Raw genomic sequence first — 20,665 nt, forward strand, 5'->3', positions numbered from 1 at the left:
GGGTTTGAGGCAGGAAACAAGGACAGGACAAAAGAATTCTCAAAACTGGCACGCACCCTGCATTAGGTTATACATCACCAGTTTTGGGGACCTTGGTACAGGCAGGCCGGGGATTCCCCTCTTTTATTCCTCCCGGAGACTGACCTCAAGTCTCCAGCGCCCGTCCACTTCTGCAGCGCGCCAGTCGCCATGCAGAGGACGGGCCGCCAGCAGCGTCAGCACCAACTCCTTCCCGCTTCGCTCCAGCTTCCAGCGCGCAACCTTGTTGTCGATGCGCAGCTGACCATTCCATGGCCGTCCCCAGGACTCGAAACGCAGGACAACCGTCCCGTCGACATGATCGCCCTGAACCTGCGGCTGTTCGTTGAACCAGAGCGCCAGACCTGTGGGCAACTCTTCGATCTGCTCCAGTTCCAGAGGCGCAGGTTGCTGCAGACGACCAATGATCATCCCGATGGTAAAGCCGACAATTGCCATCGAACCAAGAACTCTTGGCCAGAGCTTCGGCCTGGGGTCCTCTTCGGGGGTAGAATGCATCCCGTCCTTTCGTTCGGAGCCGTGCATGTTTCACGTCATCCTTTTTCAACCAGAAATTCCGCCGAATACCGGCAATGTGATCAGGCTATGCGCCAACAGTGGCTGCACCCTGCATTTGATCGAGCCCCTGGGCTTTGAGCTGGACGACAAGCGCCTGCGCAGGGCCGGCCTCGATTATCACGAGTATGCCACGCTGCAAACCCATGCCGACCTGCCCACGTGCCTGGAAAAGATCGGCAACCCGCGGCTGTTCGCCTTTACGACCAAAGGCTCTCGCCCGTTTCACGACGTCAGCTTCGAGAAGGGTGATGCCTTTCTGTTCGGCCCGGAAAGTCGGGGCCTGCCAGCCGATATTCTCGACTCGCTGAGCACCGAACAAAGATTGCGCCTGCCCATGCGCGAAGGCTGCCGCAGCCTGAACCTGTCCAACACCGTTGCCGTCGCCGTTTATGAGGCCTGGCGCCAGCACGGTTTTGCCTGAGAACTCTTACGGGAGCGAATTCATTCGCGAGAGGCCTGTACATCCGAAGAAAATGTATCGGCCTCAATGACGTCTCGCGAATGAATTCGCTCCTACAACAGGTCAGACAGCATCCCTGGGCAGCATCAAGCCCAGCGGCAAGCGCACTCTTGCTTCAAGGCCACCACCGGAACGGTTTCTCAACTCGACATTGCCGCCATGCATGGCGGCGATGCGCTTGACGATAGCCAACCCCAGGCCGGTGCCTTTACCGCTACGGGCACGGTCGCCACGAATGAACGGGTTGAAGATGATGTCCAGCTCGGAGGGATCGATACCCGCGCCACGGTCCAGCACGCTTAGCACCACATAAGGCGCGCTGGTATCGCCGGACACATAAGCCGCCACCTCGATACCGTTGCCAGCGTGGTGCATGGCATTGCCGATAAGGTTGGTCAGCAGGCGTTTCATGGAAACCCGGCGCAACGGGAAAGGCGGAATCGGCTCAAGACACAGGCGGATGTGTTCATCCGGGTGATTGAACGGCGCAACCACTTCAAGCACCAGATCACTCAGATCGACTTCTTCGATTTCCTCGTCACGACCATCGCGGATGAACGCCAGGAACTGGTCGAGAATGGCGTCCATGTCCTCGATATCCCGCACCATGCCTTCGGTGAACTCGTTCTCGTCGCTCATCAGCTCCAGCGACAGACGCAAACGGGTCAACGGCGTACGCAAGTCATGGGATACACCCGCCAGCATCAGCTCCCGCTCCTGCCCGGCCTGTTCGACGTCTTCGGCCATCTGGTTGAAGGCGCGGTAAACCTCGGTCATCTCACTGGGCGTATCGCTGACCGGCAACCGCACACTGCGGCCCTGCCCCAACTGGCGGGCGGCGAAAACCAGACGCTTGAGCGGCTGGTTGAGCTGTCGCACGAAAATCCACGCCGATGCGGTGGACAACAGGCCGATGGCCAGGAACCAGCCCAGCACGTTCCAGATCTTCTGGCCACGAAGCGGATGCGGGTAAAGCGGCACTTTCAGCCAGCCATCCCCGAGGCTCGGAGCGCGGACCCAGAGTGCCGGAGGCGCATGGACGCGCAGCCGCACTTCGGTGTCGGCACCCAGTTCGGCCTGCATCTGACGCTGATAGATTTCGCTGTAAGGCCAGTGCTGCTCGCCCTCCGGCACGCCGCCGCCCACCACCCGAATCAGGCCGGCAGCCTCGGCAATCGCTTCACGATCGTTCTCGTTCGCCGCCCAATAGGCGCGCAGAGTCAGGGCGACACCATGGCTGTACTGCCTGTCGACCAGTACGTCTTCGTTCATCAACAGATAGACCAGTGTCAGCGCCTTGGAAAACAGCACGACAATGAGCACCAGCCAGAGGGTGCGGGAGAAAAAGCTTTGCGGAAACCAGAGCGGAGTCTTCATAACTGCAGCTATACACTTTGCAGGGCGAGCCAGGCTCGCAAATTTGCCGATCGTGTCCCAGTCCATGGTACGAACGCGAAAACCAAAACGTCGATAGCCCGTTCAGGCTATCGACGCAAGTGGCAAGGACTTCGGTGCTCTGCGCTGGTCAGTGACCTGTCAGCGAGTTCCGGCTCCATCCGGAACGAACACATAACCCACGCCCCAGACTGTCTGGATATAACGCGGCTTGGACGGATCGGGCTCGATCAGGCGACGCAGACGGGAAATCTGCACGTCGATGGAGCGTTCCAGCGCATCCCACTCGCGGCCACGGGCCAGGTTCATCAGCTTGTCGCGGGTCAGCGGCTCGCGAGCATGCATGACCAGGGCCTTGAGTACCGCAAATTCACCGGTGGTGAGCATGTGTACTTCATCGCCACGCTTGAGTTCGCGGGTCGCCAGGGACAATACGTAGTCACCGAAGCTGACCGACTCGTCTTCGCTGCCGGGCGCACCGGGCACCGGCGCGGCCTGACGACGCAGGACCGCCTTGACGCGGGCCATCAGTTCGTCCGGGTTGAAAGGCTTGGCCAGATAATCGTCTGCGCCCAGTTCCAGCCCCTTGATACGGCTCTGCTCATCACCTTTGGCAGTGAGCATGATGATCGGCACCTGATTGTTGGCTGCACGCAAACGGCGGCAAGCAGACAGGCCGTCTTCTCCGGGCAACATCAAGTCCAGAACCACAAGGTTGAAAACCTCGCGGGACAGTAAACGGTCCATTTGTTCGACGTTTGCCACCGCACGGGCACGATAGCCCTTGCTGGTGAAAAAGCGCTCTAACAGGCTGCTCAACCCCGGATCGTCATCGACGATCAGGATTTTTTCGCCTTCAGCATTTTGTGCAGTGCTGCTCATCGGATGCTCCTTTGATCTCGGGGCGCATTATGGCGTAGCTGCGGTGATGCGCACCGTGTGCATTGTTAGCAGATTTTACTGGAGCCTACATAAATGAGTGCTTCTACATGAGCAAAACCGCTCGCATTATCCGGCCAATCCCATAATTGGACCTGGGCGGGTATACTGCGCGGCCCTCAAAGTCGGGCAGTGCCTGACTATGGCGGTTCGCCGGTATTGTGACAAGGCTGGCGAGCGACGGGCAGGCAAGACAGTTTTTTGTACAGAATCCAGTTTTTTGCTCACAACTCCAGGTGGTCTTATGGACAGCATCAATAGCCGCATCGCCGAAGAACTGGGCGTGCGCCCTCAACAGGTCGCAGCGGCCGTAGCACTATTGGATGAAGGCTCGACCGTGCCTTTCATTTCGCGCTACCGCAAGGAAGTGACCGGCAGTCTTGATGACACGCAACTGCGCCATCTGGAAGAGCGCCTGCGTTACCTGCGCGAGCTCAACGAGCGCCGCGTCAGCATCCTGGCCAGCATCGAAGAGCAAGGCAAGCTGACCCCGGAACTGGCCCGCGACATCAATCTTGCCGACACCAAGACCCGCCTCGAAGACTTGTACCTGCCTTATAAGCAAAAACGCCGCACCAAAGGCCAGATCGCCCTTGAAGCGGGCCTGGGCGAGTTGGCGGACGGCCTGTTCAACGACCCGTCCCTGACCCCGGAAACCGAAGCCACACGCTTTGTCGACGCCGAAAAAGGCGTGGCAGACGTGAAGGCTGCTCTGGAAGGCGCCAAGTACATCCTCATGGAGCGCTTCGCCGAAGACGCCACCCTGCTGGACAAACTGCGCAGTTTCCTGATGCAGGAAGCCGTGATCAGCGCCCGCGTAGTGCCTGGAAAGGAAGAGGAAGGCGCCAAGTTCCGCGACTATTTCGAACACGACGAACCGCTCAAGAGCATGCCGTCGCACCGCGCCCTGGCGATTTTCCGTGGCCGTAACGAAGGTTTCCTCAGCTCCGCGTTGAAAGTCGGCGAAGAACTGCCGGGCACCCTGCACCCGTGCGAGCTGATGATCGGCGAGCGCTTCGGCCTGCAGAACCAGAACCGCCCGGCCGACAAGTGGCTGGCCGAAGTCGTGCGCTGGACCTGGAAGGTCAAGCTCTACAGCCATCTGGAAACCGACCTGCTGGGCGAACTGCGCGACGGCGCGGAAACCGAAGCAATCAACGTTTTCGCCCACAACCTGCACGACCTGCTGCTGGCTGCTCCGGCCGGCCCGCGTGCCACGCTGGGTCTGGACCCGGGCCTGCGCACAGGCTGCAAGGTTGCGGTGGTCGATGCCACCGGCAAGCTGCTCGACTACGCCACCGTTTACCCTCACGTGCCTAAAAACCAGTGGGATCAGACCATCGCCGTACTGGCTGCACTCTGCGCCAAACATTCGGTAGACCTGATCGCCATCGGCAACGGCACCGCCAGCCGCGAAACCGACAAGCTGGCCGCTGAACTGATCAAAAAGTATCCAGCACTGAAAATGACCAAGGTCATGGTGTCCGAGGCCGGTGCTTCGGTGTACTCGGCTTCCGAGCTGGCCGCCAAGGAGTTCCCGGACCTGGACGTGTCGATCCGTGGTGCCGTCTCCATTGCCCGTCGCCTGCAGGACCCGCTGGCCGAACTGGTGAAGATCGATCCGAAATCCATCGGTGTCGGCCAGTACCAGCACGACGTCTCGCAACTGAAACTGGCCCGTGGCCTGGATGCAGTGGTCGAAGACTGCGTGAACGCCGTCGGCGTCGACGTGAACACTGCCTCGGTGGCCTTGCTGGCGCGTATTTCCGGCCTGAACACCACGCTGGCGCAGAACATCGTTGCCCACCGCGATGCGAACGGTGCGTTCAAGACCCGTGCCGCGCTGAAAAAAGTCAGCCGTCTGGGTGAAAAGACCTACGAACAGGCTGCCGGATTCCTGCGCGTCATGAATGGCGAAAACCCGCTGGACTCGTCTGCCGTTCACCCGGAAGCCTACCCGCTGGTACAGCGTATTGCGGCTGAAACCGACCGCGACATTCGTTCGCTGATCGGCGATGCCAGCTTCCTGAAGCGCCTGGACCCGAAGAAGTTCACCGACGAAACCTTCGGTCTGCCAACGGTGACCGACATTCTGCAAGAGCTGGAAAAGCCGGGCCGCGACCCGCGCCCCGAGTTCAAGACCGCCGAGTTCCAGGATGGCGTCGAAGACCTCAAGGACCTGCAACTGGGCATGATCCTCGAAGGCGTGGTCACCAACGTCACCAACTTCGGTGCCTTCGTCGATATCGGCGTGCATCAGGACGGTCTGGTGCATATCTCGGCGCTGTCCGAGAAGTTCATCAAGGACCCGCGTGAAGCGGTGAAGGCTGGCGACGTGGTGAAGGTCAAGGTCATGGAAGTCGACATCCCGCGCAAGCGCGTGGGTCTGTCGATGCGCATGAGCGACACCCCTGGCGAGAAGATCGACGGTGCCCGTGGCCCGCGTCCGGGCTCCGCCCCGCGCCAGCAAGGCAGTGCGCCACGCAAGGAAACCACCACCGCGGCTCCGGCCAATAACGCCATGGCTTCGCTGTTCGCCAATGCCAAACAGTTGAAGAAGCGTTGATGGATATTCCAGAAGACCTGACCCACAGCGCCTACTTCAAGATGCTGGGCTGCGAGCTGCGGCGTCTTGATGAAGGCGTTGCCGAAGTCGCGCTGCCTCTGGAGGCGCATCTGCGCAACCGTGGCAACGTGATGCACGGCGGGGCGATCTTCAGTCTGGTGGATATAAGCATGGGGCTGGCTTGTTCCAGTTCCCATGGCTTCGACCAGCGCAGCGTCACCATCGAATGCAAGATCAACTATGTACGCGGCGTGTCCGAAGGCGAGGTTTTATGCATCGCCAGGGTACTTCACGCCGGACGCCGCACACTGGTCGTCGAAGCCGAGGTGGTCCAGGACGATAAACTGGTCGCCAAGGCGCAAGGCACCTTTGCTGTCATCTAAACTTTTTACGAAAGTGTGATGAACGCAATCACTTGCTAGCTCTATAGAACCAATTTGGGGTAATTTCGGCACCATTAGCGTGGTGTCGGACCCATTTTGGTCATACGACAAAGAGCCGTGATCGTGAGCAGGCGTTAAAGACCCGACCAGGCGACAACGCCAGTTCCTTTCTTCACCCTTGTAGACCGTTCTGTCCACCCCCATATTGGGGCGACCGATGCGTGAAGGAATCCACCTTGAGCGAATTTCTCAACCGCCGCCTGGCTCTTCTTGGCGAGCGTAACAACCTCTCTCTGCTGGAGCAGTGCCTGCACGGTATCGAGCGAGAATGCCTGCGCGTTACCGACCAGGCACGTCTGGCACAGACGCCCCACCCGCGATCCCTGGGTGCAGCACTGACCAATGGACTGATCACCACCGATTATTCCGAATCGCTGCTGGAGTTCATCACGCCGGCCCTGACGGACCCCGCACAGACCCTCGACAGCCTCGACCGGATTCATCGCTTCGCCTACAGCAAGCTGAACGACGAATACCTCTGGAGCCCTTCGATGCCGTGCCCGCTGCCGGCCGAAGAAGATATTCCGATTGCCTATTACGGCACCTCGAACATCGGCAAGCTCAAGTACGTGTACCGCAAGGGTCTGGCGCTGCGTTACGGCAAGACCATGCAGTGCATTGCCGGGATTCATTACAACTTCTCACTGCCGGAAGACGTCTGGGCGCTGCTCAAGCAGACCGAAGACTTCGACGGCGACGCCCGGGATTACCAGTCGCACTCCTACATTGCGCTGATCCGTAACTTCCGTCGCTACAGCTGGCTGCTGATGTACCTGTTCGGCGCTTCGCCGGCACTGGACGCCGGTTTCCTGCGTGGCCGTGCCCACCAGCTGGAACATTTCGACGCCGATACGCTGTATCTGCCTTATGCCACCAGCCTGCGCATGAGCGACCTGGGTTATCAGAGCAAGGCACAGGCCGACCTGACGCCGTGCTACAACGATCTGGTGAGTTACACCGACAGCTTGCGCAAAGCGGTGGCAACGCCTTACGCGCCGTATGTGGAAACCGGCACCCACGACAGCAATGGCGAGTGGATACAGCTCAACACCAACGTGTTGCAGATCGAAAACGAGTACTACTCCAACATTCGTCCCAAGCGCGTGACCTATTCGGGCGAACGCCCCATCCAGGCGCTGGTGGCCCGTGGCGTGCAGTACGTCGAGGTTCGTTGTCTGGACATCAACCCGTTCCTGCCGACCGGCATCAGTCTGGAACAGGCTCGCTTCATCGATGCCTTCATCCTGTTCTGCGCCCTGGAAGAAAGCCCGCAACTGGCAAGCCACGAATGCTCCGACGCGGGCTCCAACTTCCTGTCGGTGGTCAAGGAAGGCCGTCGTCCAGGCCTGACACTGCAGCGCAATCATTCGACTATCGAACTGAAAGCCTGGGCCACCGAGCTGCTGGAGAAGATCACGCCCTTGGCACAGTTGCTGGACAAGGCCCAGAGCAGCGACGAACACATCAAATCGATTGCAGCCCAACAGGCCAAGATCGACGATCCGTCACTGACGCCTTCGGCACAGGTGCTGGCCAGCATGCGGGCGAATGAAGAAGGTTTCACCGCCTTCTCGTTCCGCCAGAGCCAAAAACACGCCGAATACTTCCGCAGCCACCCGTTGAGCGCAGAAGATCAGGCACAGTTCGAAACCCTGGCAAAAACCTCTATTGCGGAACAGGCAGAGCTGGAAGAAACCGAAGAAGTCGTGGACTTCGACATCTTCGTGGGTGCCTATCAGGCGAGCATTCTGTCGATCAGTAACTGATCCATACAGACTGTGTGGCAGCGAATTCATTCGCGAAAACGGTATTTCAAACGATGCCTGTCTGTCGGTTGTGATAACGCTTTCGCGGATGAATCCGCTCCCACTGTGTATGCCTGTTTTCAATCATGCCAATGCCAGGCGGGTGCATCCAGTGGCCTCTGGCCTTGTATTTCAGTCTGGCCCAGGGTCTTTTGCAGGACGATCTTCTGGCAGTCTTCATGGCGGCTCAGCTCTCTGATCAGGATGCTTGAGTGGGAAACCACCCAGACCTGACAGCGCTGTGAAACCCGGATGATCAGCCGAGCCAGTGCTGGCAACAGGTCGACATGCAGGCTGGTTTCCGGTTCGTTCAAGACCATCATCGACGGTGGTCGCGGCGTCAGCAGTGCGGCCATGAGCAGCAGGTAGCGCAGCGTTCCGTCCGAAAGCTCGGCCGCCGTCAGGGGGCGAAGCAGCCCGTGCTGATGAAAGAGCAGGCTGAACAACCCTCCGGGCGTTGCATCGATTTCCAGCCGGGTACCGGGAAACGCATCCTCAAGCGCCTGGTGCAGATCCTCCACTTCGCCCACTTCAATAATGGTCTGCAAAGCCGCCGCCAGGTTGCGCCCGTCGTGGTTCAGCACCGGCGTGCGAGTGCCCAGTTGCGGCTGGCGAACCGGCGCGTCCCGATCGATGCGGAAATGGTCGTAGAAACGCCAGCCCGTTATGAGCCCACGCATTTCAGCGATTTCAGCAAAGTTTCTCGGGCTGCCCAACTGCGCGAACAGGCTGTCGAAGGGTTGCCCATGTTGCTGCAGGATTTCCCAGTCCCGACCCTGACGCGCCCGGATCATCGGCCCCTTGCGATCTACCAGCAAGGAAGCAGGTCTGTATAAAGGCCCGGCCCAGATGCATTCCCGCTTGATCTCCGGGTCCAGCATGAACGCGGTCGGGTAAGGAAGTGGCTCAGGCAATCCCAGGGAAATGGCGAAACCGAAGTCCTCGGTGGCAAACCCCAGGCGTAGGCGTTTCGACTCTCGACGCACGGACGCTTCCAGAGGCACTTCACCTCTTTTCATGCGCGAGCTTATGACTTCAGGACCGGCCCACCAGGTCGAGTCCAGCCCGCCTTCATGAGCCAGTGCCTCCACCACACCGCCCTGAGCCGTCTCCGCCAATAGCCGCAAAGCCTTGTAGAGATTGGACTTGCCGCTCCCGTTATCGCCCGTCACAAGATTGAGCCGCCCCAAAGGCACCACCAGATTATTGATCGAACGGTAGTTGGCGACGGCGAGAGTTTTCAGCATCGGTGAGGCGGCTCCTGAATCCATGGAGCCGCACTATCGCCTACCGGTCTGAAGCACTGCAACCGGTGCTCTGATCTACAGGGCTACTTTGTGGAAGGCAGCTTTTTGGCGACTTCATTGAAAGCATCCACAAAATCACCGCAAACCGCGTAGGAGCGAATTCATTCGCGAAACGTTCGGGCGCTGAAGGTGTGCTGACTTCACCGATGAAGTGACAGCCATGCCTTCACTGATCGGCATCAGGCCTACAACCCGCCCACATGGAACGCCTTCACTTCCAGGTATTCATCCAGCCCGTAGCTCGAGCCTTCGCGGCCCAGGCCTGACTGTTTGATCCCGCCGAAGGGCGCGACTTCCATGGAGATGATCCCGGTATTGAGCCCCACCATGCCGAACTCCAGTGCCTCGCCAAAACGCCATGAGCGGCGCAGGTCCTGGGTGAAGTAATAAGCGCCGAGCCCATAAGGTGTGGCGTTGGCCAGGGCCAGGGCTTCGGCTTCGTCGGTGAAGCGCATCAGCGGGGCGACCGGGCCGAAGGTTTCTTCGTTGGCGAGCAGCATGCCGGCATGGGTATCGCCCAATACGGTGGGTTGCACGAACTGGTTATCGCCATCCGGCAAGCCGCCGTACAGCAGCTTCGCGCCCTGGCTAAGGGCGTCGTCGATATGCCGGGCAACCTTGTTCACTGCCGCCGTATTGATCAGCGGGCCGATGGTGACGCCCTCTTCCAGACCGTTGCCGACCTTGAGCTTGGCGACCTCTTCCACCAGCCGCTGGGCAAAGCGCTCGTAGATGCCGTTCTGCACCAAAATACGGTTGGCACAGACACAGGTCTGCCCGGCGTTACGGAACTTGCTGAGCATGATGCCCGCCACGGCCTGCTCCAGATCGGCATCGTCGAACACGATAAACGGAGCATTGCCGCCCAGCTCAAGGCTCAGGCGCTTGATGTGCTCGGCGCTCTGGCGCATCAGCAGACGGCCCACCGGCGTCGAGCCGGTAAAGGAAATCTTGCGCACCGCCGGGTTGCCGGTCAGTTCTTCGCCGATACCGGTGGGCAAACCGGTAATGACGTTGAACACACCAGCCGGAATCCCCACACGCTCGGCCAGCACCGCCAGCGCCAGGGCCGACAGCGGCGTCAGGTCCGACGGTTTGACGATAATCGGGCAACCCGCCGCCAATGCCGGGGCGCATTTGCGGGTGATCATCGCGTTGGGGAAGTTCCAGGGCGTGATCGCAGCGCAGACGCCAACGGGTTGCTTGAGAGTCATCAAACGGCGGTCGGCACTGGGCGTCGGGATGGTTTCGCCATAAGAACGGCGCGCCTCTTCGGCGAACCATTTGACGAAGCTGGCCCCGTAACGGATTTCACCACGGGACTCGTTGAGCGGCTTGCCCTGCTCAAGGGTCATGATCAACGCCAGATCCTCAAGGTTGTCGAGCATGGCCTGACACCAGCGCTCCAGCAGCAGCGCACGCTCGGCGGCTGGGCGCGCACGCCACACGGGCCAGGCACGCTCGGCTGCTTCGATGGCGCGGCGCGTCTCGACGCCTTGCATAGCTGGAACCTGCGCCAGGCTTTCGCCCGTCGCCGGGTCAGTCACCGTCAGGGTTGCGCCGTCATCGGCGGCAATCCACTGCCCATCGACGTAGGCGCGTTCTACCAGCAGGCTGGGGTCTTTCAACTGATTCTTGAGCATGGTCGAGTCCTGTTCCGGGATGACTGCCAGTCTAAGCAGCCGCCACAGTCCAGGATGCTGAAAGCGGCGAACCAGCAGCGTCGGATGCTGAAATTCGCCGCCCCACGGCAGCCTCTACTGCTTCAACGAACCCAACAGGCTCTGCAGAAAGCGCTCGCCTGCGGTCATCTGGCTGACCTCGATAAACTCGTCGGGCTTGTGGGCCTGCTCGATGGAGCCCGGCCCGCACACCACCACCGGCACATTGAGTCGCCCGGCGAACAGGCCACCTTCGGTGCCATAGGAAACCTTGATGTGCTGCGTGCCCGGCTCGGCAAAAGCATGCAACAAGCGCACGGCCTCGACGCTGGGGTGCGTCTCCAGCGCCGGGTATTCGTTCATGATTTCAATCTCGATATCCGCCACGCCGGACAGCTGTTTGGCCTCGCGTACCAGCACGTCGGCACGCTCGCGCAATTGCGCCAGCAGCAGATCAGGATCATCGCCCGGCAGGTTGCGGTACTCGAATTCCAGGGTGCAGAGGTTCGGCACGATATTCAGCGCCTTGCCGCCATCGATGCGGCCGATATGCACGGTGCTGTAGGGAATGTCATAGCCTTCGTCCCGTGCGCCTTGTTGCTCGACCAGTGCCTGGCTCTTGCGCAGTTCGGCAATGAAATCGCTGGCCAGATGAATAGCGTTGACCGCACGGGGTGCCAGCGAAGAATGCGCTTCCTGACCACGGCAATACGTGCGGTAGGAGCTTTTGCCCTTATGGCCGATGGCGAACTGCATGAGGGTTGGTTCACCCACCACACACAAAAAGGGCCGCAGCGGTGCAAGATGCAGCACATCCAGCAAGCGCCGCACTCCGACACAGCCAATCTCTTCATCGTGGGACAACGCCAGTTGCAGCGGCCGAGTCAGCGTCATGTCCGCCGCATCGAGCATGGCGTCGATGGCCAGGGCAATGAAGCCCTTCATGTCACAGGTGCCACGGCCATAAATCCGGCCATCGCGTACCGTCGCCTCAAACGGCGGCACGGTCCAGGCCTGACCGGCAGCGGGCACCACGTCGGTGTGGCCGGAAAGCAGCACGCCCGGTTGTTGCCGTGGGCCGGTACTGGCAAACAGGTTGGCTTTCTTGCCGGTTTCGTCCTTGACGATCAACGACTCGATGCCCTTGCTCGCCAGCAGGTCGCGAACGTATTCGATCAGGGCCATGTTCGGCTCCGACGACACCGTATCGAAGGCAATCAGTCGCTTGAGGATTTCCAGTGCGCGGGGCGTCATGAGGCTTTACTCGCTTGCGGGTTCGCCATGGCGAAACGGCGAATGTCAAAAGGGCTGATCGACGTGGAGGTACTGCCCGTGCTGATCAATTCAGCCATCACGTCACCCACGCCCGGCCCCAGCTGGAAGCCGTGACCGCAGAAGCCGAAAGCATAGAACAACCCGTCCACCGCACCGCTACGGCCCATGACCGGCAGCGAATCCGGCGTGTAGCCTTCAATGCCACTCCACACTCGAATGATGTTCAGGTTGCCCACGCCCGGCAGCAACCGGCGCATCTGCTGCACCTGATTGATGATGCTGCGCGGCTCGACATAGGCCTTTCGGTTGATCATGTCCGGTTTGCTGCGAAAGCCACCGCCAATGATGATGTTGCCCCGAGGGATCTGCCGGAAATAGATCACTTCGTGGGCAATCTTTGTGTACACGCCAATCACTGTCGGCAGCGCGTAAGGCACAGGTTCGGTCACCGCCATTTGCGGCCCGTGGGTGTCCAGCGGGACAGGCTCACCGAACTGCTCGGACAGTTTCTGGCCCCAGGCACCGGCGGTAATCAGCAGGTTGTCGGCAGTAAAGATCCGGCCATCGGTGGTGGTGACTTCAAACTCGCCACCGACCTTTTGCACATGAGCGACCTCGGTACGCTCCTCGATCCGGGCTCCGGCCCGAATCGCGGCACGGGCAAAGGCCGGTGCGGCCAGACGCGGGTTGGCGTGACCATCGTGGGGCGCGTAGGAGCCGCCTTTCACGTCAGGCCCCAGGAACGGAAAGCGCTCATGCAATTCCTTGCCGCTGTAGATCCGCAGATCCAGCTCACGGGCTTCGGGCGCGGCGGCATAGGCTTCCAGTTCCGGGATTTCATCTTCGCGGTAGCAAACCCGCATGTGCCCCGAAGGAATGAATTCCAGGTCGTCGTCGATCAGTTCCGGCAAGCGTTTCCACAATCCCCACGAGCGATTCGACAGCTCCAGTTGACCGAGAAAGCGACCCTGACGGCGGACGTTGCCAAAGTTAACGCCACTGGCGTACTGACCGATCATGTCGCGCTCCAGCAAGGTCACCGACTGGCCGCGCTGGCGCAGGAAAAAGGCCGAAGCCGAGCCCATGATCCCGCCGCCAATGATCAGCACATCGACTTTCGGCTGCTTCATGACACCACCTCATCTGTGAGCATGGACAAGGGTTTGACCGGCGCTTGCCCGCGTTGACGCCCGACCTGTTCGACCGGCACGCCCGCAGCGGCGGCGATCACTTCAGCGCCTGCCTGGGAGCAATAACGCCCCTGACAACGGCCCATGCCGACCCGGCTGAACGCCTTGGCGCGGTTGACCTCGCAGGCACCTTTCTGGCGCACGACACCGCGCAGTTCGCCTGCGCTGATCATTTCGCAGCGGCAGACAATCGCATCGTCAGGCAAAGCCTGAGCTTGGGCGGCGGGCCATGGAAAGGCTTCGGTCAGCCCGACACGGAAACGATCCATGACCTCAAGGTCCTTGCGCACCTGTGCCTGACGCCCAGGATCCACCGGTATATCCAGATCCTGCAACACGGCCAGGGCCGCCAGACGTCCCGCCTGCTCGGCAGCGTCGGCACCACGAATCTTCGCGCCATCACCCGCGGCGTAGACGCCTTTGACCGAGGTCCGGCCTTCTTCGTCGACGGCCAGCACCCATTGCCCGGAAGCTTCATCAAAACGCAACTGGCAACCCGCCAGATCGGCCAGTTGAGTTTCAGGCCGCAAGTGATAACCCAGCGCCAGCGCATCACACTCGACGTTCAGGGACGAACCATTGGCCAGACGTACGCGCACGCCGCTGACGCCTTGCTGCTCATCCCCCAGAATCTGTTCAGGCTGCACGCCCATATGCACCGGCACCTTGGCGCTATAGAGCTGAGCCAGCAGTTTCATGCCGTTGAACAGCAAACCCGGACGCGACATCAGCTTGGGCAGTGCGCCGATGCGCTTGCTGAAGGGAGACGTATCGAGCACCGCAGCCACGTCGGCACCCGCCTTCACGTATTGGCTGGCGACCAGGTACAGCAATGGTCCGCTGCCCATGAACACGACTCGGCTGCCAATGGAGACCGACTGCGCCTTGAGGGCAATCTGCGCGCCGCCCAGGCTGTAAGTCCCCGCCAGTTGCCAGCCCTTGATGGGCATCAGGCGGTCGGTGGCACCGGTACACAAAATCAGTGCATCGAAATCCTGCACGGTATGCAGACCTTGACTGACGCAACACAGTTGGCCGGGCGTCAGGTTCCAGCCCAGGGTGTCGGGCCGATAGTCGATCTGCGAGCGCAGGCGGTCGAAGCTTTCATGCAGCGCACGGGCCTTGGGCGCTTCGGTGCCATACAACGCCGAATAGTCGCGCTTGAAACCTTCGGGCTGACGCCGGTAGATCTGACCGCCGTCGCGGCGGTTTTCATCGATCAGAATCGGCTTGAGGCCCGCCGCCAGCAGCGTCTCGGCACAACGGGTACCCGCAGGCCCGGCACCGATAATGACGACCCTGGCAGCCTTGGGGTCTGCAACGCCTAACCGTGAAGTGGCCATGTCGCCTCCGGTTGTGTGGTGACAATGTCCAGCCCGTCGCGGACTTCGTTTGAGCAGGCGCGCAGGCGTTCGCCGCTGCGGGTCCAGACCCAGCAATCCTGGCAGGCGCCCATCAGGCAGAAACCGGCACGACGCCCCGAGTCGAATTCGGACTGGCGTAATGCCGCACCCTGGGTCAGCAAGGCGACCATCAGGGTGTCACCCTGCAAGGCTTCGACGGACAGGCCGTCGACTTTGAGGCTGACAGTGGGCCGATCACGCTCGCCCAACCTTACGAAACGCCCTTTCATGCATAGGCTCCCACGGTCACGTTATTCAGGTTCTCTTGTGCGCCCTGCAGTTCGGCGCTTTCACGATGACAGAGAATTTCGCTGCCACCACCAATCTGGCGGCGACCCGGCGCGGTCTTGTTGCACAAGCCCTCGATACGGACCGGGCAGCGATTGAGAAAGGTACACAGCTCGGTATCACGGGCTGGGGCGCTGGTCGGCGGCAGCTTGCCGCAATTGGAGGAACAACCTTCCAGCCAGCCCTGACGCAGCTCCGGTACCGAACTCACCAGCAAGTCTGTGTAAGGATGGAAAGGCGCCTTGCTGAAGGATTCGCAACTGCCCTCTTCGACCTTGTGGCCGCTGTACATCACCACAATGTCGTCGCACAGGGCGCGCACGGTGGAGATGTCATGGCTGATGAACAAGTAGGAAACCCCCAGCTCGCGCCGCAAGTCGCCCAAGAGTTCAAGAATCGCTGCGCCGACCACGGTATCCAGCGCCGAGGTCACTTCATCGCAGAGGATCAGATCCGGCTTGGCCGCAAGGGCGCGGGCCAGGTTGATACGCTGTTTCTGCCCGCCGGACAGTTCGTTGGGACGACGCTCGGCCAGTTCACGAGGCAGGCGCACCAGATCCATCAGCTCATCGATACGCTGGCGCAAGGCCTGGCCCTTGAGGCCGAAGTACATTTTCAAAGGCCGGGCCAGGATGGTGCTGACGCTGTGCATCGGGTTGAGTGCGGTGTCGGCGTTCTGGAACACCATCTGGATACGACGGAACTGCTCTTCAGTGCGCCCGGCCAGGGTGCCGGACAGTTCGGCACCGTCGAATGTCAGGCTGCCGCGAGCCGGGTCCAGCAAACCGGCGACCACACGGGCCAGGGTCGACTTGCCCGAACCGGACTCACCGATCACGCCGATGGCCTGGCCACGGCGAATGGTCAGGTCGATGTCTTCAAGCACGCGAATCATCGGCATGCCTTGCAGGTTCTTCTTGCCGTAGCCGGCGGTCATGCCCTTGATGGTCAGCAGCACGCTGTCCTTGGCCACCTCACTGGCCGGGCTCAGGGTTGCGTCTGGGCGGGCTGCCGCCAGCAAACTGCGGGTATAGGCTTCTTCCGGGCCTTTGAGCAGCGCAGTGGTGCTGCTTTTCTCGATGATCTGCCCGCCGTTGAGCACAACGATCTGATCCGCCATCTGCGCCACGACCGCCAGGTCATGGGAGACATACACTGCCGTCGCGCCACGCTCGCGCACCACGCGCTTGAACGCGCGAAGCACGTCGATCTGAGTGGTGACGTCCAGCGCGGTGGTGGGCTCGTCGAGGATCACCAGCAATGGGTCGCTGATCAGCGCCATGGCCGCCATGACCCGCTGCAACTGGCCGCCCGACACCTGATGCGGATAGCGCTGGCCGATCTGCTCCGGGTTGGGCAGTGCCAGATCGCGAAACAGCTCGACGGCCTTGGCTTCCAGAGCAGCCCGGGTGCCAAGGCCATGAATCAGCGCACCTTCGATCACCTGATCGATCAGCTTCTTGGCCGGGTTGAACGCGGCAGCAGCACTTTGCGCAATGTAGGAAACACGGTTCCCACGCAAACCCTGCAATTGGCTTTCCGGCAGGCTGAGCATGTCGTGCTCGCCCACCTGCACCACACCGCTGGCCAGACGGCAGCCGCGTCGTGCATAGCCCAGCAGCGCCAGAGCGATGGTGGTCTTGCCGGAACCGGACTCACCGATCAGCGCCAACACTTCGCCTTTTTCCAGCGCGAAACTTACGCCTTTGACGATCTCGGTTTCGCCACGGTCGCCGCTGGCAACCACTCGCAGGTCTTGCACCCTTATCAATTCACTCATCTCATCGACCTCCCGAGCGGCGACTGCGGCTTGATGACAGCCGGTCGATGAAGAGATTGACCCCGATGGTCAGCGTGCCGATGGCCAGTGCCGGAATCACGATGGCAGGAGCGCCTTGATTGAGACCGCCGATGTTCTCGCGCACCAGCGAACCCAGGTCGGCATCCGGTGGCTGCACGCCCAGCCCCAGAAAACTCATGCCGCTGAGCAGCAGCACTATAAAGCCGAAGCGCAGGCCCAGGTCGGTCATCACCGGATTGAGCATGTTGGGCAGGATTTCCTGGCAGGCGATATAGAGGCGGCTTTCTCCACGGGTGCGAGCCACTTGCACGTACTCGAGCGCCTCGATATTCACTGCCAGACTGCGGGCAATGCGAAAGGCGCCGGGCATGAAGCTCAGTACCGCTGTGCAGATCAGCAGGGTGATGGACGAACCGAAGGCCGACACCATGATCAGCGCGAGCATCTTGCTGGGGATCGAGATAAAGGCGTCCATGAGACGGCTGATGACTTCATCCAGCCATTTGGGCGCGACCACTGAAATCAGCGCGAAGAAGGTGCCGATACCGCTGGCGAGTATCGCGGCAACCAAAGCCAGGCCGATGGTGAAACGCGCACCGACCAGCACCCGGCTGAGCATGTCACGGCCCAGATAATCGGTGCCGAACAGGTGCGTGGCGCTGATAGCATCGAACACGTTGTCGGAAACCACTTCGCCCACCGAATACGGCGCCAGCCATGGGCCGAACAGCGCGACCAGCAGCCATATGAAACACATCGCTGCGCCGATCAGGCCCAGCCACGAAGGCCCATGGGAGATTTTGCCCAGCGCCAGGTCCGGCGCGGCTGGCGTCGACTTCACAATGACATCGCTCATTGGGTTCTCAGCCTCGGATTGGAAAGGATTGCACACAGGTCGGCCAGCAACACCAACCCCAGATAAGCCGAGCAGAACAGCATGGTGCAGGCTTGCACCAGCGCCATGTCCCGGTTGGTCACGGCATCGACCATGAGGCTGGCGATGCCGGGATAGTTGAAGATGGTTTCGACAATCACCACGCCACCCAGCAGGTAGGAAAGGCTCAACGCAACGGCATTGGCAATCGGTCCGATAGCGTTGGGCAAGGCATGTTGCAGCACAATGCGCGTAGGGCTTACGCCCTTGAGCCGGGCCATCTCGACGTACGGGCTGTCGAGCTGGTCGATGACGGCAGCGCGGGTCATGCGCGCCATCTGGGCGACGATGACACAGCACAGGGTCATCACCGGCAAGGCATAAGTGCGTATGAACTGGAGCGGCGAGCTGACATCGCTGGCATAGGACAACGCCGACAGCCAGCCCAGGTTCACGGCAAAGATCAGTACCGCCAGGGTCGCCACCAGAAACTCGGGCACCGCTACCAGCGCCAGGGTGATGAAACTCAGGGCGCTGTCCAGACGACCGCCCCGGCCCATGGCCGAGCCGATGCCCAGCGCCAGGGCAACCGGCACCGACACCAGAGCGGTGGTGGCCGCCAGCATCAAGGTATTCGGGAAACGGCCGGCGATCAGTTCGGTCACCGGCATGGCGTTGGACACCGACTCGCCCATGTTGCCGCCCAGCAGGTTCATCAGCCATTGCAGGTAACGCACCACACCCGGCTGATCCAGACCCAGCTTGATACGCAGGGCCGCAACCTGTTCAGGGGTCGCGAACTGCCCGAGGGCGGCTTGCGCCGCATCGCCGGGCAACACTGCCGTAATGGAGAACACCACCACGGAAACAATCAACAAGGTCACGATCGCAGCGCCCAGGCGCTGGACGATCAGCCAGAATGTGTTGCTATTCATCTGCCTGCTCCCGCATCAGTCCACAGCCGTTGTCACGCGTCCAGCCACACCTGCTCGCTGAACATGTAACCCATGAAGCCACCCAGCGGGTTGCTGGAATAACCCTGGATACGCTTGTCCACGCCGTCGATATTGCTGATGAACACCGGGATGCCGATGCCGCAGTGCTGGCTGACCAGTGCCTGCATGTCGCCATACATCTTGGCGCGCTTGTCGTCGTCGGTTTCGCCACGGGCCAGCATCAGCAACTGGTCGAACTGGTCGTTCTTCCAGCCCGACTCGTTCCACGGCGCAGACGACTGAAAGAACTGCGAGAAGATCACGTCAGCATTCGGGCGCGGGTTGATGTTGCCGAAGCTCAGCGGGTGTTTCATCCAGTGGTTGGACCAGTAGCCATCGCTGGGCAGACGGTTGACGTTGAGAGTCAGCCCGGCCTGTTTGGCCGACTGTTGCAGCAGCACGGCGATATCCACCGAACCGGTTGCAGCCGGCGATGCCGCCACTGGCATGGTGATCTTTTCCAGCCCGGCTTTCTTGAGCAGGAACTTGGCTTTTTCCGGGTCGTACGGGCGCTGCGGCAGGTCGGCATTGAAGTAACGCGAACCGGGCGCAATCGGATGATCGTTACCCACCCGTGCGTAACCACGGAACACCGCCGATTTGACCTGTTCGCGGTCCAGCAGGTACTTCATGGCCTCGGTGAATTCGGGGCTCTTGCCTGGCATCTGGTCCTGGCGAATGATCAGGTCGGTGTAGTTGCCCGACGGCGCATCCACCACCCGGTGACCGGCACTGGCGGCAATGCGGGTAGTGGAGCGCGGGTTGACCTCGTTGATCATGTGTACGTCGCCAGATAGCAGCGCATTGACCCGCGATGGCTCGTCGCCGATGGCAATGAACTCGATCTCGTCCAGGTACGGCAGGCCCGGTTTCCAGTAGTTCGGGTTGCGGGCGCTGACGGAACGCACGCCCGGCGTGAACTCCTTGACCGTGAACGGGCCGGTGCCGATGCCCTTGCTGAAATCGGTGGTGCCTTCGGGCACGATCAACAGGTGCGACACCGCCAGGATCGACGGCAGCTCGGCGTTGGGCGAACTCAGGGTGATCTGCACTTCCAGCGGGCCGGTCGCCTTGATCTCGGCGAACTGCGCCATCAACGGCATGACTTTCGAGCCGGTGGCCGGGTCCTTGTGGCGCGACAGGGAGAACACCACATCGGCGGCGCTCAGCGGCTTGCCGTTGTGGAACGTGACGTCCTTGCGCAAGGTGATGGTCCACACCGTTGCGTTGCTGTTTTCGATCTTTTCAGCCAGTTCCGGATGCGGCACCAGATGGCTGTCGAAACGGGTCAGGCCGTTGTAGAACATGAAGTGGCGAACATAGTCGGTGGACAGCGCACCCTTGGCCGGGTCGAGGGTATCGGCGGTGGAGCTGGACATGCCTGCCACACGAATGCGTCCGCCCGGCTTGCCTTTCACGGGTGCCGCGTCGTCATCGGCAAACACTTTCCCCGCCGCACCGAACAGGCTGCTGGAACCTGCCGCCATGACACCGGCGACGCCCAGCATGCGCAATGCATCGCGGCGCGACAGACCGCGATTGAGTCCCTCGAAAACCCGCAGGCTGTCCTGGCCGGAAATCAACGGGGAATCATTTTTCTTGTCAGCCATATCAGTTCTACCTGTCGAAAAAGGGAATGTCCGAGTTGCTCACGGTTGACCGGAGC

17 protein-coding genes are annotated in these 20,665 nt (G+C 60.9%); 4 read left to right on the plus strand and 13 right to left on the minus strand.

Annotated elements, in window-relative coordinates; genetic code table 11:
- Positions 1-123: 123 nt before the first annotated feature.
- Entirely contained in the window at positions 124-564 is a 441-nt protein-coding gene (locus K5D32_RS20410) for a hypothetical protein (protein ID WP_200986511.1), read from the minus strand.
- Here K5D32_RS20410 and trmL point away from each other — a divergent pair.
- Positions 563-1,018 carry a tRNA (uridine(34)/cytosine(34)/5-carboxymethylaminomethyluridine(34)-2'-O)-methyltransferase TrmL gene (trmL, locus tag K5D32_RS20415; protein ID WP_221601600.1) on the plus strand — a complete coding sequence of 152 codons (456 nt, stop codon included), beginning with the start codon at positions 563-565 and terminating at the stop codon, positions 1,016-1,018. The two genes, K5D32_RS20410 and trmL, sit on opposite strands and share 2 nt — an antisense overlap.
- A gap of 102 nt (positions 1,019-1,120) precedes the next feature.
- On the opposite strand, the gene K5D32_RS20420 is transcribed toward trmL, so the two are convergent.
- Both K5D32_RS20420 and ompR read right to left on the minus strand, forming a co-directional pair.
- Entirely contained in the window at positions 1,121-2,434 is a 1,314-nt protein-coding gene (locus K5D32_RS20420) for an ATP-binding protein (RefSeq protein WP_198727823.1), read from the minus strand.
- Between the two features lie 159 nt (positions 2,435-2,593).
- The gene (ompR, locus tag K5D32_RS20425) at positions 2,594-3,334 is read right to left on the minus strand and encodes a two-component system response regulator OmpR (protein ID WP_122320525.1); all 741 of its coding nucleotides are present in this window, start codon (positions 3,332-3,334) and stop codon (positions 2,594-2,596) included.
- Positions 3,335-3,635: 301 nt separating this feature from the next.
- Between ompR and K5D32_RS20430 the strand changes: the two genes are divergently transcribed.
- From K5D32_RS20430 to gshA, 3 genes are all read left to right on the plus strand, one after another.
- Positions 3,636-5,957 carry a Tex family protein gene (locus tag K5D32_RS20430; protein ID WP_221537503.1) on the plus strand — a complete coding sequence of 774 codons (2,322 nt, stop codon included), beginning with the start codon at positions 3,636-3,638 and terminating at the stop codon, positions 5,955-5,957.
- Positions 5,957-6,340: a PaaI family thioesterase gene (locus K5D32_RS20435; RefSeq protein ID WP_122320527.1), complete on the plus strand. Its 384-nt coding sequence runs from the start codon at positions 5,957-5,959 to the stop codon at positions 6,338-6,340. Before K5D32_RS20430 ends, K5D32_RS20435 begins: the two co-directional genes overlap by 1 nt.
- A gap of 236 nt (positions 6,341-6,576) precedes the next feature.
- Positions 6,577-8,166 (plus strand): glutamate--cysteine ligase, encoded by a 1,590-nt coding sequence (gene gshA, locus K5D32_RS20440; RefSeq protein ID WP_221601601.1) that lies wholly within the window; start codon positions 6,577-6,579, stop codon positions 8,164-8,166.
- A gap of 119 nt (positions 8,167-8,285) precedes the next feature.
- On the opposite strand, the gene K5D32_RS20445 is transcribed toward gshA, so the two are convergent.
- From K5D32_RS20445 to K5D32_RS20490, 10 genes are all read right to left on the minus strand, one after another.
- Positions 8,286-9,452: an AAA family ATPase gene (locus tag K5D32_RS20445; protein WP_221594294.1), complete on the minus strand. Its 1,167-nt coding sequence runs from the start codon at positions 9,450-9,452 to the stop codon at positions 8,286-8,288.
- A 245-nt stretch (positions 9,453-9,697) separates the two neighbouring features.
- Positions 9,698-11,155: an NAD-dependent succinate-semialdehyde dehydrogenase gene (locus tag K5D32_RS20450; protein ID WP_221601602.1), complete on the minus strand. Its 1,458-nt coding sequence runs from the start codon at positions 11,153-11,155 to the stop codon at positions 9,698-9,700.
- A gap of 114 nt (positions 11,156-11,269) precedes the next feature.
- The gene (argE, locus tag K5D32_RS20455) at positions 11,270-12,427 is read right to left on the minus strand and encodes an acetylornithine deacetylase (RefSeq protein ID WP_221601603.1); all 1,158 of its coding nucleotides are present in this window, start codon (positions 12,425-12,427) and stop codon (positions 11,270-11,272) included.
- Positions 12,424-13,578 (minus strand): FAD-binding oxidoreductase, encoded by a 1,155-nt coding sequence (locus K5D32_RS20460; protein WP_221578166.1) that lies wholly within the window; start codon positions 13,576-13,578, stop codon positions 12,424-12,426. Before K5D32_RS20460 ends, argE begins: the two co-directional genes overlap by 4 nt.
- Positions 13,575-14,981: an NAD(P)/FAD-dependent oxidoreductase gene (locus tag K5D32_RS20465; RefSeq protein ID WP_221601604.1), complete on the minus strand. Its 1,407-nt coding sequence runs from the start codon at positions 14,979-14,981 to the stop codon at positions 13,575-13,577. The genes K5D32_RS20460 and K5D32_RS20465 overlap by 4 nt, the downstream gene beginning before the upstream one ends.
- Positions 14,963-15,271: a (2Fe-2S)-binding protein gene (locus tag K5D32_RS20470; RefSeq protein ID WP_221601606.1), complete on the minus strand. Its 309-nt coding sequence runs from the start codon at positions 15,269-15,271 to the stop codon at positions 14,963-14,965. The genes K5D32_RS20465 and K5D32_RS20470 overlap by 19 nt, the downstream gene beginning before the upstream one ends.
- Entirely contained in the window at positions 15,268-17,109 is a 1,842-nt protein-coding gene (locus K5D32_RS20475) for an ABC transporter ATP-binding protein (RefSeq protein WP_221601608.1), read from the minus strand. Before K5D32_RS20475 ends, K5D32_RS20470 begins: the two co-directional genes overlap by 4 nt.
- 1 nt (position 17,110) lies before the next feature.
- Positions 17,111-17,986, minus strand: a complete 876-nt coding sequence (locus K5D32_RS20480; protein WP_221537302.1) for an ABC transporter permease — start codon at positions 17,984-17,986, stop codon at positions 17,111-17,113.
- Positions 17,983-18,939: an ABC transporter permease gene (locus K5D32_RS20485; protein ID WP_221537301.1), complete on the minus strand. Its 957-nt coding sequence runs from the start codon at positions 18,937-18,939 to the stop codon at positions 17,983-17,985. Before K5D32_RS20485 ends, K5D32_RS20480 begins: the two co-directional genes overlap by 4 nt.
- A gap of 32 nt (positions 18,940-18,971) precedes the next feature.
- Positions 18,972-20,609, minus strand: a complete 1,638-nt coding sequence (locus K5D32_RS20490; RefSeq protein WP_221537300.1) for an ABC transporter substrate-binding protein — start codon at positions 20,607-20,609, stop codon at positions 18,972-18,974.
- Positions 20,610-20,665: the final 56 nt, after the last annotated feature.

The sequence above is a fragment of the Pseudomonas cichorii genome (genome assembly GCF_019719005.1).
Lineage (GTDB): Bacteria > Pseudomonadota > Gammaproteobacteria > Pseudomonadales > Pseudomonadaceae > Aquipseudomonas > Aquipseudomonas cichorii_E.